At 66.9% G+C, this 16,489-nt stretch carries 19 protein-coding genes; 7 read left to right on the top strand and 12 right to left on the bottom strand.

Annotation, left to right across the window (positions count from 1 at the left end; translation table 11 throughout):
* Nucleotides 1-8: 8 nt before the first annotated feature.
* The 9 genes from cysT to C3942_RS00440 form a co-directional block, all read right to left on the bottom strand.
* Nucleotides 9-869 carry a sulfate ABC transporter permease subunit CysT gene (gene cysT / locus C3942_RS00480; protein ID WP_207765924.1) on the bottom strand — a complete coding sequence of 287 codons (861 nt, stop codon included), beginning with the start codon at nt 867-869 and terminating at the stop codon, nt 9-11.
* A 7-nt stretch (nt 870-876) separates the two neighbouring features.
* Entirely contained in the window at nt 877-1,878 is a 1,002-nt protein-coding gene (locus C3942_RS00475; RefSeq protein ID WP_104228374.1) for a sulfate ABC transporter substrate-binding protein, read from the bottom strand.
* Nucleotides 1,879-1,896: 18 nt separating this feature from the next.
* Entirely contained in the window at nt 1,897-2,520 is a 624-nt protein-coding gene (locus C3942_RS00470) for a class II glutamine amidotransferase (protein WP_104228373.1), read from the bottom strand.
* Between the two features lie 31 nt (nt 2,521-2,551).
* Nucleotides 2,552-2,779, bottom strand: coding sequence for a TOBE domain-containing protein (locus C3942_RS00465; protein WP_104228372.1), 228 nt, complete (start codon nt 2,777-2,779; stop codon nt 2,552-2,554).
* 180 nt (nt 2,780-2,959) lie between these two features.
* Nucleotides 2,960-3,952 carry a sulfate ABC transporter substrate-binding protein gene (locus C3942_RS00460; RefSeq protein WP_104228371.1) on the bottom strand — a complete coding sequence of 331 codons (993 nt, stop codon included), beginning with the start codon at nt 3,950-3,952 and terminating at the stop codon, nt 2,960-2,962.
* Nucleotides 3,953-3,979: 27 nt separating this feature from the next.
* Nucleotides 3,980-5,479, bottom strand: a complete 1,500-nt coding sequence (locus tag C3942_RS00455; RefSeq protein ID WP_104228370.1) for an OprO/OprP family phosphate-selective porin — start codon at nt 5,477-5,479, stop codon at nt 3,980-3,982.
* 159 nt (nt 5,480-5,638) lie between these two features.
* Nucleotides 5,639-6,979 (bottom strand): TolC family outer membrane protein, encoded by a 1,341-nt coding sequence (locus tag C3942_RS00450; RefSeq protein ID WP_104228369.1) that lies wholly within the window; start codon nt 6,977-6,979, stop codon nt 5,639-5,641.
* A 68-nt stretch (nt 6,980-7,047) separates the two neighbouring features.
* The gene (locus C3942_RS00445; protein WP_104228368.1) at nt 7,048-7,362 is read right to left on the bottom strand and encodes a rhodanese-like domain-containing protein; all 315 of its coding nucleotides are present in this window, start codon (nt 7,360-7,362) and stop codon (nt 7,048-7,050) included.
* A gap of 38 nt (nt 7,363-7,400) precedes the next feature.
* Entirely contained in the window at nt 7,401-8,384 is a 984-nt protein-coding gene (locus C3942_RS00440; protein ID WP_104228367.1) for a response regulator transcription factor, read from the bottom strand.
* A gap of 116 nt (nt 8,385-8,500) precedes the next feature.
* On the opposite strand from C3942_RS00440, the gene C3942_RS00435 reads away from it, so the two are divergent.
* The 6 genes from C3942_RS00435 to C3942_RS00410 all read left to right on the top strand — a co-directional run bounded on the left by C3942_RS00435 (nt 8,501) and on the right by C3942_RS00410 (nt 12,475).
* Complete coding sequence (locus C3942_RS00435) at nt 8,501-8,980, top strand: Mpo1 family 2-hydroxy fatty acid dioxygenase (protein ID WP_104228366.1); 480 nt, start codon at nt 8,501-8,503, stop codon at nt 8,978-8,980.
* An 85-nt stretch (nt 8,981-9,065) separates the two neighbouring features.
* Nucleotides 9,066-9,278: a dodecin gene (locus C3942_RS00430; protein ID WP_104228365.1), complete on the top strand. Its 213-nt coding sequence runs from the start codon at nt 9,066-9,068 to the stop codon at nt 9,276-9,278.
* A gap of 209 nt (nt 9,279-9,487) precedes the next feature.
* Nucleotides 9,488-9,733, top strand: a complete 246-nt coding sequence (locus C3942_RS00425) for a hypothetical protein (protein WP_133164197.1) — start codon at nt 9,488-9,490, stop codon at nt 9,731-9,733.
* 155 nt (nt 9,734-9,888) lie between these two features.
* Nucleotides 9,889-10,176, top strand: a complete 288-nt coding sequence (gene groES / locus C3942_RS00420) for a co-chaperone GroES (protein WP_104228363.1) — start codon at nt 9,889-9,891, stop codon at nt 10,174-10,176.
* A gap of 41 nt (nt 10,177-10,217) precedes the next feature.
* Nucleotides 10,218-11,861, top strand: a complete 1,644-nt coding sequence (gene groL, locus C3942_RS00415; RefSeq protein ID WP_104228362.1) for a chaperonin GroEL — start codon at nt 10,218-10,220, stop codon at nt 11,859-11,861.
* Between the two features lie 191 nt (nt 11,862-12,052).
* The gene (locus tag C3942_RS00410) at nt 12,053-12,475 is read left to right on the top strand and encodes an SRPBCC family protein (protein WP_165797259.1); all 423 of its coding nucleotides are present in this window, start codon (nt 12,053-12,055) and stop codon (nt 12,473-12,475) included.
* Here C3942_RS00410 and C3942_RS00405 read toward each other — a convergent pair.
* Both C3942_RS00405 and C3942_RS00400 read right to left on the bottom strand, forming a co-directional pair.
* On the bottom strand, nt 12,472-12,924 hold the full coding sequence (locus C3942_RS00405) for a PaaI family thioesterase (protein ID WP_104228360.1): 453 nt from the start codon (nt 12,922-12,924) through the stop codon (nt 12,472-12,474). The genes C3942_RS00410 and C3942_RS00405 overlap by 4 nt on opposite strands.
* Before the next feature lie 8 nt (nt 12,925-12,932).
* A complete protein-coding gene (locus C3942_RS00400) occupies nt 12,933-14,189 on the bottom strand; it encodes an NAD(P)/FAD-dependent oxidoreductase (protein WP_104228359.1) in 1,257 nt (418 codons plus the stop codon).
* A 63-nt stretch (nt 14,190-14,252) separates the two neighbouring features.
* Here C3942_RS00400 and C3942_RS00395 point away from each other — a divergent pair, with 63 nt between their 5' ends.
* Nucleotides 14,253-15,263, top strand: coding sequence for a class 1 fructose-bisphosphatase (locus C3942_RS00395; protein WP_104228358.1), 1,011 nt, complete (start codon nt 14,253-14,255; stop codon nt 15,261-15,263).
* Nucleotides 15,264-15,494: 231 nt separating this feature from the next.
* Here C3942_RS00395 and C3942_RS22800 read toward each other — a convergent pair whose 3' ends face one another.
* Nucleotides 15,495-16,427, bottom strand: coding sequence for a DnaJ C-terminal domain-containing protein (locus tag C3942_RS22800; RefSeq protein ID WP_104228357.1), 933 nt, complete (start codon nt 16,425-16,427; stop codon nt 15,495-15,497).
* Between the last annotated feature and the right edge of the window lie 62 nt (nt 16,428-16,489).

Below are 16,489 nucleotides of genomic sequence, written 5' to 3'. Positions count from 1 at the left end.
GGCCGGGCTCACTTGCGGTTTCTCCGGCTGCGGGTCCAGATCTGCAGGCCGTTGATGACCAGCAGCAGCAGGAAGGACAGCACCAGCATGGCCGCCGCGACCGCGGTGGCGCCGGCGTAGTCGAACTCCTCCAGCTTGATGATGATCAGCAGGGGCGCGATCTCGCTTACCATCGGCAGGTTGCCGGCGATGAAGATGATCGAGCCGTACTCGCCCACGGCGCGGGCGAAGGCCAGCGTGAAGCCGGTGATCAGCGCCGGCAGCACTGTCGGCAGGATCACGCGGGTGATGGTCTGCCAGCGGTTGGCGCCGAGCGAGGCGGCGGCCTCTTCCAGTTCTTTCTCGGCTTCTTCCAGCACCGGCTGCACCGTGCGCACCACGAACGGCAGGCTGATGAAGGTGCAGGCCACGATCACGCCCAGCGGCGAATAGGCCACCTTGATGCCCAGCGGTTCCAGGTACTGGCCGATCCAGCCGTTGGGAGCGTAGAGCGCCGTCAGCGCGATGCCGGCCACCGCGGTGGGCAGGGCGAAGGGCAGGTCGATGGCGGCGTCGAAGAAGCGCTTGCCGGGGAACTGGTAGCGTACGAAGACCCAGGCCACCAGGGTGCCGAACACGGCATTGATGCCGGCACCGATCAGGGCCGCGCCGAAGCTCAGCTTGAGCGCCGCCACCACGCGGGGCGAACTGACCACGTGCCAGATGCCCTCCCAGCCCAGGCTGGCGGACTTCAGGAAGACCCCGGCCAGCGGGATCAGGACGATCAGGCTGAGGTAGAGCAGGGTGAAGCCGAGCGTCAGCCCGAACCCCGGAATGGCCGAGCGCGGGCGTAGCGCCCGCGCTCGGGTAGTAGGTGCAGCGGAAGTCATTGAAATATCAGCGGGCCTGGTAGATCTGGTCGAAGAGTCCGCCGTCGGCAAAATGGATCTTCTGGGCCTGGGGCCAGCCGCCGAAAGCTTCGGTCACGGAGAATAGTTGCAGCTTCGGGAACCGGTTAGAGTGTTTGCTTAGAACTTTTTCGTCTGAGGGGCGCAGGTCGTTGGCGGCGAAGATCTCCTGGCCGGCTTCGCTGAACTGGAAGTCCAGCCAGGCCTGGGCCCGGGCCTTGTTGCCGTGCTTGGCGGCGTACTTGTCGACGATCGACACCGGGTTGTCGGCGCGCACGGACAGCGACGGCGTCACGATCTCGTACTTGTCCGCACCGAATTCCTGCTGGATCAGCTTCACCTCGTTCTCGAAGGTCAGCAGCACGTCGCCGATGCTGCGCTGGGCGAAGGTGGTGGTGGCGCCGCGGCCGCCGGTATCCAGGACCGGCACGTTGCGGAACAGCGCCGTGACGAAGTCCCTGGCCTTGGCCTCGTTGCCTCCGGGCTGGCGCAGGGCGTATTGCCAGGCCGCCAGGTAGCTGTAGCGGCCGTTGCCCGAGGTCTTGGGGTTGGGGATGATCAGCTTGACGCCCGGCTTCACCAAGTCGTTCCAGTCCTTGATGCCCTTGGGGTTGCCCTTGCGCACCAGGAACAGGATCGTGGACCAGGAGGGGCTGCTGGCATAGGGCAGGCGCTTCTGCCAGTCGGGGGATATCAGGCCGGCCTTGGCGATGGCATCGATGTCCAGCGGGCTGTTCATGGAGACGATGTCCGCCTCCAGCCCGTCGATGACGGCGCGCGCCTGCTTGGAGGAGCCGCCATGCGACTGGTCCAGCTTCAGCGTCTCGCCGGTCTTCTTCTTCCAGGCCTCGGCGAAGGCCGGGTTGAGATCCTTGTAGACGCCGCGGGCGACGTCATAGGACACGTTGAGCAGCGTGGCGTCGGCCTGGGCGGCCGAGGCCGCCAGCACCGCCGCGGCGGCGGCCAGCGTGTGCAGCAGTTTCTTCTTCATTGGAAAACTCCCTGTGTCTCAAAGAAAGTTCAGGTCGCGCGTAGAGTAGACGCGTTCCTGGGGTTGCGGTGCATGGGCCAGCGGGAAGCGCTGGCGGTCGATCCACCGGGTGCTGCTCAGCCAGAGCCCGTCCAGCTCCGCCCCGTGCTGCCAGTTCACCAGCACGATCTCCCTTGAAGCCTCGTGCAGCAGCGCCAGCTTGTTCTCGGCCTTCAGCCCCAACTCCAGCAACTGCAGGAAGGCAGGGTCCGACAGCAGAGCCTCGTGCCGCAGCGCCAGCGGGCGCAGGATCTCCGCCACCAGGTGCCAGGTGTCGGAGCGCCCCGCCTGCTTCGGTTCCAGCGGCAGCGTGCCGTTGTGCATCAGGTAGACGCCGGGGACCACGCGGAAGGGATGGACATTGTCGAGCCCTCCGCCACCCTTGGTGCGCCGACGCAGGTGCAGCACGTACTCATGGTCGCGGTGGCGCCGCTCGAAGGCCAGGATGGCGGCGGCGTCCGGCTCCAGCTGGCGCTCCAGCAGCAACTGCCCCCGGCCGTCGAAGCCCATTGCCCCCCAGCCGTCGCGGTTCAGTTCCAGCGCGGCACGGATCAGCTCTTCCGGAATCGGCTGGCCGGCAGGCTTGTGGACGATCAGGCACATGGGATGGCGGCTCCAGGCGGCGGCGTGGCTTTCAGTCGTTGGAAACCGCGGCGATCAGCACCTCGGTGGCCTTGAACAGGGCGATCACGGGATCGCCCAGCTTGAGGTCCAGCACTTCCAGCGAGGACGAGGTGACGATGGCGCTGACGATGCCGGCGCCGGTTTCGATCTCGACTTCCGAGACCACCGGGCTGCGCTTGACGCCGACGACCTTGCCGCGGAACTGGTTGCGGGTATTGACCGCTGCGATGGTGGACATGGGAACTCCTTGTTCGGGCGTGGGGGGAGAAAAATCGCTCGTGTGCTGCAAAAAAGAACGGGGCGCTCACGCGCCCCGAAAGACTTCACTCACCGGGAGAGGGGTGGTGCGTCGGTGGTCGCGTGCCGATGGGTGGACCGGCAGGCATTGCAACGCATGAGCGAAGCCATCTGGAGCCGGTTACTTCTGGTAGATCTGGTCGAAGATGCCGCCGTCGGCGAAGTGCACCTGCTGCGCCTTGGCCCAGCCGCCGAAGTCGGCGATGGTGACCAGGTTCAGCTTCGGGTACTTGCTGGCGAACTTCGCGGCCACGGCCGGGTTGCTCGGGCGGTAGTGGTTCTTGCCGATGATCTGCTGGCCTTCGTCGGTGTAGAGGAAGTTCAGGTAGGCCTCGGCCACCTTGCGGGTGCCGTGCTTGTCGGCGATCTTGTCGACCACCGTCACGGCCGGTTCGGCCAGGATCGACAGCGAGGGCACCACGATCTCGAACTTGTCCGTGCCGAACTCCTCGATCGACAGGAAGGCCTCGTTCTCCCAGGCCAGCAGGACGTCGCCGATGCCGCGCTGCACGAAGGTCGTGGTCGAGCCGCGGGCGCCGGTATCCAGCACCGGGGCGTTCTTGAAAAGGCCCTTGACGAACTCCTGGGCCTTGGCGTCGCTGTTGCCGTTGTTCTTCAGCGCATAGGCGTAGGCCGCCAGGTAGTTCCAGCGTGCGCCGCCCGAGGTCTTCGGGTTGGGCGTGATGACCGACACGCCCGGCTTCACCAGGTCGTTCCAGTCCTTGATCTTCTTCGGGTTGCCCTTGCGCACCAGGAAGACGATCGTGGAGGTGTAGGGCGAGCTGTTGTTCGGCAGGCGCTTCTGCCAGTCCGCCGGGATCAGCTTGGCGTTCTTGGCCACGGAGTCCGTGTCGCCGGCCAGGGCCAGGGTCGCCACGTCCGCTTCCAGGCCGTCGATGATGGCGCGGGCCTGCTTGCCCGAACCGCCGTGCGACTGCTTGATCGTCACCGTGTCGCCGTTCTTGGCCTTCCACTGCTCGGCGAACTTCGCGTTGATCTCCTTGTAGAGCTCGCGGGTCGGGTCGTAGGAAACGTTGAGCAGCTCGATGCTGGCCGCGTGGGCGAAGAGCGGGGCCGCAAGAGCGGCCGCCGCGATGATGGCTTTGAGTTTCATGTGATGTCTGTCCGATGAGGAGAGGGCTTAGAACGCGACCTGGAAGCGGGCGAAGATGGTCTTCTCGTCCTCGCGGTCCTGGCCGCCCGCCGCGCCGCCCTCGAAGCTGGTGTTGGTGTAGTTCAGCTGCGTCTTCAGGTTGGAGGTCAGGTACCAGTTCACGCCGACGCCGTAGCTCTTGGCTTCGCTGGCGGCGCTGTTGGGATTGGCGAAGGAATTGGCCGCGCCGCCGGCCGTGCCCGGGATGGCGTTGAAGACGTCGTCGTCGATGTCCAGTTCGCCGTAGCGGGCCGCCAGCTCGAAGGCGCCCCAGCCCGGGCCGCCGGGCGTATAGGCGTTCTTGGGCTTGGCCACGCCGCGGAAGCTGGCATCTTCGCCCGTGATCACCCAGCTGGCGGAGACCTGCCAGGCGTCGTTGGTGAAGCTCTCGGTGACGGTCGAGGTCGCGCGGGTGCTCGCAGCAGCGCCTGCGGCCAGCACGCCCGCGGACACTTCCTGCTCGGAGCGGATGTACTCGGCGATCAGGCCGAGGTTGTTGTAGTACCAGTACACCTGCGGCGAAATGCGGACGTGGTCGCCGTCGGCATAGATGCCGGTGTGGCCGATCGCGGCCGCAGCGGCGGCGCGCGCGGTGTTGTACTGGAAGAACACGTTCTGGCCGGGGGTGCGGTAGCGCGGCAGGAAGTTGTTGGTGGTGGCCGCGACGCCGGAGTTGGCTTCGCCCTGCTCCTTGGAGCCGAAGGTGGAGCCGATGCCGAAGCCGAGGCCCTGCAGGATGCCGGGGCTGTTCTTGAACGGCTCGGCGAACAGGCGGGCGCCGATTTCCTTGCGGCTGTCGCCGTCCGACGAGGTCGCGTCGCGGCCGTCGGCCGTGCCGTTGTAGTAGCCCAGGGTGTAGTTCAGCGTGGAGTTGAACAGATCACCCTGCAGCTGCACGCCCAGGTCGCGATTCGGCGCCAGCTCGGTCGGGAAGCCGCGCTCGATGAAATTGGTGCTGCCGCCGCTCTGCAGGCGCTCCAGCGCCACCGGACCCTTCACCTTGCCGACGCGCAGCGTGTAGGCCGGGTCGAACTTGGCGTCCAGGTAGGCGTCGACGATGGTGGCGCTATCGCCGGCGAATTCCGGGGTCAGGCGGAAGCCCACCAGCTTGCCCAGGCTGCCTTCGAAGGTGGGGCGGATGCGGCGGAACAGGATGGTGTCGTTGAAGCGGTCGGATTCGACCGGAGCAGCCTTCCGGGTGGGGTTGAAGTCGTCCAGGAAATAGCGCAGGTCGGCCTGCACCAGGCCCTTGATCTTCAGTTCGTAGTCGCCCTTCTTCAGCGAGAAGCCCTTGTCGCTGGCGGAGGCCGTGGTCGCGTCCTTGGCCTTGGTCGCGGCGTCTTCGGCCTGCAGTTCCAGCTGGCGCTCCAGCACCTTGATGCGCTGATCCAGTTCTTCCACCGACGGGGCGTCAGCGGCGCGGGCGATGCCCGTGGAGGCGATGACGGCCAGCGTCGCGACGCCGGCCTGCTTGATTCCCTTCTTCATTGTCTGCAAACCCCAATTGATGCGTTGTGGAAAGTGGGCGCATCTTGCCGAGGCCTCGTCAGTCAGTAAAAGAATATTAATGAAGTATTATATTTCCAGATTGAATATAAGAGGTCTAAAAAAGCCCGCCGAAGCGGGCTTTTGGTTCTAAGCGAGGGCTCAGGGCGCCGTCAGCAGCCGGTCCACCGCTTCCAGGTCGGCCTGGGCGAGGTTGCCCGCCGCCTGCCGCAGCAGCAGGCCGGCCAGCAGATAGTCGTAGCGCGAGCGGTAGTAGTCGCGCTGCGCGGCCGAGAGCTGCTGCTGGGCATTCAGCACATCGATGAAGGTGCGGGTGCCCACTTCCTGGCCGCTGCGGGCGGCGTCCAGGGCGGTGACGCTCGACACCACCGCCTGCTTCAGCGCCGTGACCCGGGCGCTGCCGCTGAGCACGCCCAGATAGGCGTCGCGGGTCTGGCGTTCGGCGAGGCGCTGGGCACCCTCGTACTCGGCGCGGCGCTGTTCGCGCGTGCTGGTGGCCTGCCGCACGCGCGACTGCGTGGCCAGGCCGGAGAAGACCGGCAGGGTCAGCTGCAGGGTGAGGCGGTCCGAGGTGGTCTCGCGGTCCCCCGTGCCGCCGCCGTCGGCATTGATCGAGCTGCCGCTGACGTTGTGGCTGCCGTTGAGGTCCACCGTGGGCAGGTGGCCGGCTCGGGCGATGCGGATGCCGGTGTCGGCGATATCCGCCGCCAGCCGGGCCGACAGCACGTCGAGATTGCCCTCGCGAGCGATCTTTACCCAGGCCTCGATGTCGGCGGGCAGGGGCGGAGCCAGCGGCAGCTCGTCCACCAGGCGCGCCTGCGGGGCATAGGGCTGGCCGGTGATCTCCGCCAGCGCCGACTGCGCCGTGTTCAGCGCCTGCTGCGACTGGATCACGGTGGCATTGGTCAGGTCGTAGCGGGCCTGGGCTTCCTGGACCTCGGTGATGGCGGACAGGCCGACCTCGAAGCGGGCCTGGGCCAGTTCCAGCTGGCGTGCCACGGCCTTGTTCTCGTCCTTGGCGGAGCTGAGCGTATCGGCGGCGGCCAGCACGTTGAAATAGGCCTGGGCGACGCGCAGCAGCAGGTCCTGGCCCACGCTGCGATAGGTCGTCTCGGCCAGCGCCACCTGCTCATCGGCCTGGCGCAGCGACTGGATCGCGCTCCAGTCGAAGACCGGCTGGCTCAGGCTCAGCCCGTAGGACCAGGGATCGTCGTCGCTCTTGGTGGTGACGGTCGGACCGGCGGAGGGGTCGGTCTCCACCTCGCTGAGCTGGCGCCCGCGCTGCGCGCTGCCTGCGATCTGCGGCAGCAGCAGCGCGCGGGCCTGCGGCTTGGCTTCCAGGGAGGCGTCGCGGGCGTGCTCGGCGGCACGCCAGGTGGCATCGTTCTGCAGGGCCAGGTCGTAGATCTTGAGCAGTTCGTTGGCCTGCGCCGCGCAGGGGAGGAGGAGCGCGGTGCTCAGCAGCAGGGCGTTCAGGCGCATGGGGCGACGAATCTTGTGGGTGGTTTCCAGGGAGTCAACGCGGCCGGTGCCGATCGGTTGACCGAGGGTCAGTAGCGGGGGACGGAGCCGTCCACGTCCAGCGACCAGGCATCGATGCCCCCGCCGACCGAGTAGACCTCGGTGAAGCCGTTGCGTTCGAGGAATCGCGCCGCCATTTCCGAGCGCACGCCATGGTGGCAGATCACCGCCACCGGCTCGGCCGGGTTGAGCTCTCCCAGGCGGGCCGGAAGCTCCTGCATGGAGATGTGGCGGGCTCCGGGAAGCGAGGCGATGGCCAGCTCCTCATCGGTACGCACGTCGAGAACGGTCAGGGGCGCGGCGTCGAGCCGGGCCTTGAGGTCGGTAGCGGTCAGGATTTTCATGGGGCCGGAGTCTAACACTGCCCCATGCCGGTTCTTCGCTACGGCTTGTCCGAGCCCGGGTAGACCAGGGAAGCCAGTTCGGTGCGGCTGAAGACCCCCAGCTTGCGGTAGACGCGGTACAGGTGGTTGGCCACGGTGGACGGCGCCACGCCGATCTTCTTGGCCGCCTGCTTGAACGACAGGCCTTGCGCCACGCAGTAGACGATCTCGCGCTCGCGCCCGGTCAGGCGGTCCAGCGGGCCGGCCGGCCAGATCGTGATGAGCGCCAGGTCGTTGAGCGGCTCGCTCCGCACCATCAGGTCCTGGAAGGCCACCGTCTGGCCGGGGTCCGGCAGCTTGAACGGCAGCTGCTGGGGCTGGCGGTTGGGGAAGCGCTCGTCGAGCATCTCCAGGAAACGCGGCTGGGTTTCCTGGAAGTTGCCGTGCTGGTCGATCACCGCGGCACCGGCGCCCATCGGCCGCTCGGGCTGGGTCTTGAGCAGGTGCAGGAAGTAGGCGTGCGAGGCTGCGTTGAACAGATGGAAGGCGATCCGCTTGTGCTGCTGCTTTTCCAGCTCCGTGAACGGTTTGTTGCGGTCGCTGCGATACAGCGAGACCAGGGAATAGATGCCGCTGCGGCGGTCCAGGTGCGACATCGACAGGATGCGCTCGATGCCGAAGGGCTGGAAGGTGCGGCGATAGATCTCGGAATTGTAGAAGCGCTCGTCCGCCATCATCTCCGACATGTCGGCGGGCACGTCGAGCTGTTCCAGCAGGTGCGGCAGGATGGGGTTGACCGCCGTGGTCGCCTCCAGGGCCGCGGGATAGTCCTTGGGCAGGTTCTGCAGCGTCACCGTATGGAACTTCAGCGTGCTGCGCGAACCGCTGCCCCAGAGAGCGCCGTCATGCGGGATGACCCGCCCCACCTGCTCCAGGGCCCAATTGCGGTACTGCCCCGGGGGAACGGCCATGGCCCAGCGATACAGGCGCGAAATCACCCGGTCCACCGGGTCGATGGTGTCGTTCGGTATGCTTTTCGTCATCTTCCTGACAACTGTTCCGGGAGGCGGGGGGCGATTTACTATCGGTATAATCCTACAACGGAAGCATACTGGATCGTATTGACCCGCAAGCACGGGTCGTCCGCCGGGGGTTGGGGATGAGGGGACTCAGGAGCTGGCTGCTCGAATATAACGAGCATCATGCCGATGCGCACAACCGGGCCATCCACGGGCTCTGCATTCCGGCTACCGTTTTCGCGCTGTGCTGCGTCTTCCGCGCCATTCCGGTGGGTGACGCCCTGTGGAATCCGGCCAGCCTGGCGCTGCTCGGATGGCTGGCCTTCTACCTCTGCCTGTCCTGGCAGCTGGCCCTGGGCATGCTGATGGTCTTCGCCTTCATGTACTCGGGCGCCCTGCTGCTGGAATCGGCCGTCGGCGGTCCCGGGCCGCTGTTCGTGCTGGCCGCGCTGATGTTCGGCTCATCCCTCTGCGCGCAGTGGCTCGGGCATCGCCGCGAGCAGCAGCAGCCCACACTGCTGCAGCACCTGCGCCTGTTCCTGATCGCGCCGCTGTGGCAACTGGCGGACGGCTACCGCCGCCTGCAGATTCCCGTCGGCGGGCTGGCTTCGCCGCGCTGAGGCTTTGCCGGCCGGCGGCGCCGGTGCTACGGTCACAGGCCGATGCACCACCGGCGGGGCCGGTCTCCGCCATGCGGAGGCTGCCATGTCGAAGAACCACGTCTACAAGACCACCGAGCTCGTCGGTTCGTCCGAAACCAGCGTCGAGGATGCCGTGCGCCATGCCGTGCGGCGGGCCGCCAAGACCCTGCACAATCTCAAATGGTTCGAGGTCGGCGAGGTCCGCGGCCATATCGACCAGGGCGAGATCGGCCATTGGCAGGTCACCGTCAAGGTCGGCTTCACGCTCGACGAGTAGGAGATCTCCGAGCCTCCGCGGAGCGGCTCCCATGGCCGGGGCGCCGTTGCCGGAAACGCGCGGTCCTGCATTTTCACCGAGCCGGCGGGCGCCAGGCATGCGACTCGCCGGGATGGCAGCGGACAGCTTTCAATAAAAACAACGATTTGCCTGAGTCGGAGGGCTGGAACGATCCGTGGTGGGAAATGGCGATCCCCGGGGAGCCCACCATGCGATCCATCCTTGCCGCCCTGCTTGTCGGAATGCCTGCATTGAGCCTGCTGGCCGGCTGCGGCGGTGACGCCCTGGCACGATCCGCGGCGGCGGCCGGCGAGGCAGCGGCCTTGCGGGAGCCTTTGAGCGCCGTCGAGGCGCTGGACTACTGCGATGCATTGGGCGGCCGGCCGCAGAAGATCGCCTGCTTCGAGCAGGTGGCGCGGGGCGAGGACCCCTCGGGCGCCGCCCTGCTGCGCTGATTCCCGAAAAGATAATCACCTGTCCCCCTTGAATCCGGCGGGCCGGTCCCCAAGAATTAGCAGCCTCGCATGGCGAGTGCTAACAGCGGCGTCCCAAAAAGCCCTGCGGCACTTGTAAATTTCGTCATTAACCCCTTGAAAATGGGAGCTTTACCATGAGTCTGCGTCCGTTGGCTGATCGCGTGATCGTCAAGCGTCTGGAAGAGGAGAAGAAGTCCGCCGGTGGCATCATCATCCCCGACGCCGCCGCCGAGAAGCCGCTGAAGGCTGAAGTCATCGCCGTGGGTCCGGGCAAGCGCACCGACGACGGCAAGGTGCACGCCCCCGAGGTCAAGAAGGGCGACACCGTCCTGATCGGCAAGTACTCGGGCACCGAGGTCAAGGTCGACGGCCAGGACCTGGTGGTCCTGCGCGAGGATGACATCCTCGCCGTCGTCGCTTAAGAAACCGCGCCCAAGCAACAGAATCTAGAGAGGATTTCACAATGGCTGCTAAAGAAGTCAAGTTCGGTGACGACGCCCGCTCGCGCATGGTCGCCGGCGTCAACGTGCTCGCCAACGCCGTCAAGGTCACCCTGGGCCCCAAGGGCCGCAACGTCGTGCTCGACAAGAGCTTCGGCGCCCCCACCGTCACCAAGGACGGCGTCTCCGTCGCCAAGGAAATCGAGCTGAAGGACAAGTTCGAGAACATGGGCGCCCAGCTGGTCAAGGAAGTCGCTTCCAAGACCTCCGACGAAGCCGGCGACGGCACCACCACCGCCACCGTGCTGGCCCAGGCCATCGTCAACGAAGGCCTGAAGTCGGTCACCGCCGGCATCGACCCGATGGACATCAAGCGCGGCATCGACCAGGCCGTCGCCGCCGTCACCGCCGAGATCAAGAAGCACGCTACCCCCTGCAAGGACCGCACGGCCATCGCCCAGGTCGGCACCGTGTCCGCCAACGCCGACGAAGAGATCGGCAAGATCATCGCCGACGCGATGGACAAGGTCGGCAAGGAAGGCGTTATCACCGTTGAAGAGGGCAAGTCCCTGGCCAACGAGCTCGACGTGGTCGAGGGCATGCAGTTCGACCGCGGCTACCTGTCGCCGTACTTCATCAACAATGCCCAGTCGCAGCAGTGCGAGCTGGACAGCCCGCTGATCCTGATCACCGACAAGAAGATCTCCAACATCCGCGAGCTGCTGCCGGTGCTGGAAGGCGTCGCCAAGCAGGGCCGCCCGCTGCTGATCATCGCCGAGGACGTCGAGGGCGAGGCCCTGGCCACCCTGGTCGTGAACAACCTGCGCGGCATCCTCAAGGTTTCCGCCGTCAAGGCCCCGGGCTTCGGCGACCGCCGCAAGGAAATGCTGAAGGACATCGCCATCCTGACCGGCGGCACCGTCATCACCGAGGAACTGGGTCTGTCGCTCGAGAAGGCCACCCTGAACGACCTGGGCACCGCCAAGCGCGTCCAGATCGAGAAGGAAAACAGCACCGTCATCGACGGCGCCGGCAAGAAGGAAGCGATCGCCGCCCGCATCAAGGAGATCCGCGCCCAGGTCGACGCCGCCACCAGCGACTACGACCGTGAGAAGCTGCAGGAGCGCCTGGCCAAGCTGTCCGGCGGCGTGGCCGTCATCAAGGTCGGCGCCGCGACCGAAGTCGAGATGAAGGAAAAGAAGGCCCGCGTCGAAGACGCGCTGCACGCCACCCGTGCGGCCGTCGAGGAAGGCATCGTCGCCGGCGGCGGCGTCATGCTGGTCCGCGCCGCCAAGGTCCTGGAGAAGCTCAAGGGCGCCAACGACGACCAGACGGTCGGCATCGGCATCCTGCGCCGCGCCATCCAGGAGCCCCTGCGCCAGATCGTGAAGAACGCCGGCGAAGAATCTTCCGTGATCCTGAACAAGGTCGCGGAAGGCAAGGGCGCCTTCGGCTACAACGCCGGCAACGGCGAGTACGGCGACATGATCGAGATGGGCATCATCGACCCGGCCAAGGTCACGCGTCTGGCCCTCCAGAACGCCGCCTCGGTCGCCGGCCTGCTGCTGACCACCGAAGCCATGATCGCCGAGCTGCCGCAGAAGGCCGAACCGGCGATGCCGGCCGGCGGCGGCATGGGTGGCATGGGCGGCATGGGCGATTTCTAAGGAAGTCCCCTGCGGCCGGAAGACCGTTCGTCCTGAAGTCCTGAGCTTGTCGAAGGATCGAAGGGCGGGCGGTCCCCCACCGAAGCAAGTCGTATCGACAAGGCCCCGGAAACGGGGCCTTGTTGTTTCTGCCGTCCGGAATTGCTTGAATGCCTGCCAGCCGCAGCAGACGGCGCAGAGGAGGAGGCAGCATGCAGCGACCGGTCCTTCACAGTGTCAGCGTCAGCCAGGACTATGTCCTGCCGCTGGGCGAAGTCTTCGATTCCTGGCTCAGGCCGGAGGCGCTGTCGCAATGGCTGCGCATGGAAGCGGAGCCGCCGAGCGGCGTCGAGATCGACCGGCGTGTCGGCGGCGCTTTCGAGATCCGCCTGAAGTGCGCCGGAGACGAAGTGCCGCTGCGCGGAGCCTATCTGGAGATCGATCGCCCCAGCCGCCTGATGTTCACCTGGATTTCCCCGGGCACCGACCAGCGCGAGTCCATTGTCACGCTGGACCTGCAGCCGCAGGGGCAGGGCACGCGCCTGACACTGACGCACGATGGCCTGCCGTCGGCGCAGCACGCGCAGGAGCACGTCGAGGTGTGGACGGCACTGCTGCCGCGGATCGGCGGCTAGAGGAACTTCGGCGCCGCGATCTTCAGGCCCTTGCCGGGCAGGGCCATCAGCGTGGACGTGCCATGGGCCAGGATCTCGCCCTTTTCGTCGCGCACGTAGGCTTCGGTATAGCTGAGTTGCCGCCCCGGCCGGATGCAGCGGCCCTCGGCCTTCAGCAGGCCACCCACGGCGGGCTTCAGGTAGTTGAGCTTGAGGTCCACGTTCACCAAGCCGGCATCGGCCGGCAGGCGCATGAAGCCGGCCCAGAACGTGGCGGTGTCGATCAGCGTCGCCAGCACGCCGCCATGGACGATACCGAAGGGCTGGAAGTGCTGCGGCAGCACGTCCAGGTCGATGCGGCAGGTGTCGAAGCCGATCTCCGCCAGGCGGAAGGCGATGTGCTTCGGGAACGCCGCGCCATTGACCATCTCGTACAGCGCGGCGGTGTAGTCCGGATTGATGCGGTCCATGGCCTTCCTCAGGCAAAGCGGTCGGGGGCGACGATCCTCGGGTCGATGCTGGGCGAGGTGCCGGTGATGAGCTGGCTGATCAGTTCGCCGGTCACGGCCGACATCGTCACGCCGAGCATGCCATGGCCGGTGGCCAGCCACAGGTTGTCCCAGCGCGGCGCGCGGCCGATCAGGGGCAGGTCGTCATAGACCATCGGGCGCCAGCCGAACCACTCCTCGCGGACCTGCTTCCCGAGGGGTTCGCGCAGGTACTCCCCGGCGGCGCGGCGCAGGGCGTCCAGGCGGGTACGGTTGAGCGAGTCGTCATAGCCCGAGAATTCCATGGTGCTGCCCAGGCGGTAACCGCTCTCCCAGCCGGTCACGCAGACCCCGCGCTCCTTGAGCACCAGCGGCAGGCGCGGCCAGGCCTTGGGGTTCTCCATGGTGATCGAATAGCCCTTGCCCGGCTGGATCGGCAGGTCCAGCCGTAGCTGGCGGCCCATCAGCGGGGTCCAGGCGCCCAGGGCCATCAGCACCTCGCGGCCGGCATGGCGCTGGCCCGCGGCGGTGATCACGGCGCCGATGCGCTCGCCCTCGCGCTCGAACCCGGTGATCTCCTCGTTCTCCAGGATGACGCCGCCCAGCTCCCGTACGCGGCGCGCCAGTTCGTCGACGTACCGTTCCGGCCGCAGATGGGCGTCGTTGGCGAAATAGTGTCCACCGACGATGCTGTCGTTCAGGGCCGGTTCCAGGGTCCGGGCGCCGGCGCCATCGACGATCCGGGCCTCCACGCCCTCGGCCAGCAGGGGCTGGAGCAGGGGATTGGCCAGTTCCATCGCCTGCGGGTCGCGGAACACGTACATGGTGCCGCCGGTGGCGAACTCGCAGTCCAGCCCCTCGTCGCGCACCAGCTGCTCCAGCAGGGCGCGCGAGCGGTTCAGGAGCAAGGCCTTGGCATGCATGCCGGCCAGGTAGTCCCGGCCGTTGGCGCGCCGGGCGAAGCGGGTCAGCCAGCCCAGCAGGCGCCAGTCGGCCCGCGGGCGGACGTAGAAGGGCGCGTCGGCCTGGGTCATCCACTTCAGGGCCAGCTGGATGACGCCGGGGGCCGCCAGGGGCGCGGCGTGGCTGGGGGTGATCGTGCCGCAGTTGCCGTGCGAGCTGCCGGCGCCCACGGTCTTGCGTTCCAGGATGGTCACGCTGCGGCCGGCCTGGAGCAGGCGCAGGGCCGAAACCAGGCCGATCACCCCCCCGCCGAGGATCAGGACATCGGGGCTGCGGGGGTTCATGTGCGAATGATGCCTTCAGGCGCGCTAAAATGCGCCCCCTCATCCCTCCCGACCCCGTCCAGAATGAAACCGATCTCCCTGACCCGCTACCTCATCGAGGAGCAGCGCGCCGGCCGCATCAACGCCGACCTGCGCCTGCTGATCGAGGTGGTCGCCCGTGCTTGCAAGAGCATCTCCCACAGCATCGGCAAGGGCGCCCTGGGCGGCGTGCTGGGCGACGCCGGCACCGGCAACATCCAGGGCGAAGCGCAGAAGAAGCTGGATGTGCTGTCCAACGAGATCCTGCTGGAGGCCAACGAGTGGGGCGGCCATCTGGCCGGCTGCGCCTCGGAGGAAATGGACGATCCGGTCAAGATCCCCAACGTCTATCCCAAGGGCAACTTCCTGCTGCTCTACGATCCGCTCGACGGCTCCTCCAACATCGACGTCAACATCAGCGTCGGCACCATCTTCTCGGTGCTGCACTGCCCGGACGGCGTCACCGACCCGGAAGTCGAGCACTACCTGCAGAAGGGCAGCACCCAGGTGGCCGCCGGCTACACCGTCTACGGCCCGAGCACGCTGCTGGTGCTGACCGTCGGCAACGGCACGCACGAGTTCACGCTGGACCGCGAGATGGGCAGCTTCCTGATGACCGAGCGGGACATGAAGATCCCCGAGGACACCAAGGAGTTCGCGATCAACATGTCCAACCAGCGCCACTGGGAACCGCCGATGAAGAAGTACATCCAGGAACTCCTGGACGGCAAGACCGGCCCGCGCGGCAAGGACTTCAACATGCGCTGGGTCGCCTCCATGGTGGCCGACGTGCACCGCATCCTGACCCGTGGCGGCATCTTCATCTACCCCAAGGACCTCAAGGACCCGAGCAAGCCGGGCAAGCTGCGCCTGATGTACGAGGCCAACCCGATGAGCCTCATCGTCGAGCAGGCCGGCGGCGCGTCCACCACGGGCCTGCAGCGCATCCTCGACGTGCAGCCCACCGCGCTGCACCAGCGCGTGCCGGTGTTCCTCGGCTCGAAGAACGAGGTCGAGGTGGCGACGCGCTATCACCTCGAGGCCCAGGGCAAGTAAGACGGCCTTGCCGCAACGAAAAAGCCCCGCAGGAAAACGGGGCTTTTTCTTTTCCTCTCTCCTCTGGTGGCAGGCAGGCCGGTGGAGAGGATTCCTGTAGAGGATGGATTCGGCGCAGGGAAGCCATCCATGGCGCGACCTCGGTCGAGTCGAACGAGCCTCCGGGCGGCCATCCCTGGCCGCTCGCGATGGATCGCAGGCCGTGCCGTTCAGGCATGGCGCAAAGTGCGATCAGCCATCCCTCGGATCAAATCCCTCGAACCGTTTGGCCATGCCCTCGTAGAAGGCCTTGTCGTCCTCGTTACCGGCCGGCGGCGTCACGATCTGCAGGCTCACGATCTGGTCGCCGGCCGGATGGCCGGGCAGGCCGCGGCCCTTCAGGCGCAGCTTGCGGCCGGTCTGGGTGCCGGCGGGGATGGTCAGCTCCACGGCGCCGCCCAGCGTGGGCACCGGCACCCTGGCGCCCAGAGCCGCCTCCCAGGGCGCCAGCTTCACGCGCACGGTGACGTTGCGGCCGTCGAGCTTGAAGCGCTCGTGCGGCGCGAATTCGATCTCCAGCAGCAGGTCGCCGCCCTGGCTGCCCTGGCCGGAAAGGCGGATCGACTGACCTGCGGTGACGCCCTTGGGAATGCGCACGCTCAGCGTGCGGCCGTTGACCGACAGGGTCTTCTGCGCGCCCTCGTAGGAGTCCTCCAGCGAGATCGCGATCTTCGCGCGGCTGGGCTGGGGCGGGCCGCCGAAGCCGCCGCCCATGTCCTCGAAGCCGCCGAAACCGCCGCCGCCCATGCCGCCCATCTGGCCGCCGAACAGCGTCGAGAAGAAGTCGGAGAAGTTGCCGCCGCCGCCGAAGCCGGCACCGCCGCGGGCGCCGCCGCGCGGCCCGCGGCCGCCGCCGGCACCGAACATGGATTCCCAGCCGGGTGGCGGCGTGAACTGCTGGCCGTTCTTCCAGTTGGCGCCCAGGGTGTCGTAGGCCTTGCGCTTCTCGGCGTCGCTCAGGACCTCGTTGGCCTCGTTGATCTCCTTGAACTTGTCCTCCGCGCCGGCGGACTTGTTCTTGTCCGGGTGGTACTCGCGAGCCAGCTTGCGGTAGGCGCGCTTGATCTCGTCCGCCGAGGCGGAACGCGCGACACCCAGGATCTTGTAGTAGTCCTTGTATTCCACTGCGGTTACCGGGAAAGGGATAAGGGGTTCGCCATCATAAATGGAGGCGCGGGGCCGGGCAT

The organism is Solimonas fluminis (assembly GCF_002930645.1).
Classification (GTDB): Bacteria; Pseudomonadota; Gammaproteobacteria; order Nevskiales; family Nevskiaceae; genus Solimonas_A; species Solimonas_A fluminis.
This window is presented reverse-complemented; position numbering and strand designations above follow the sequence as displayed.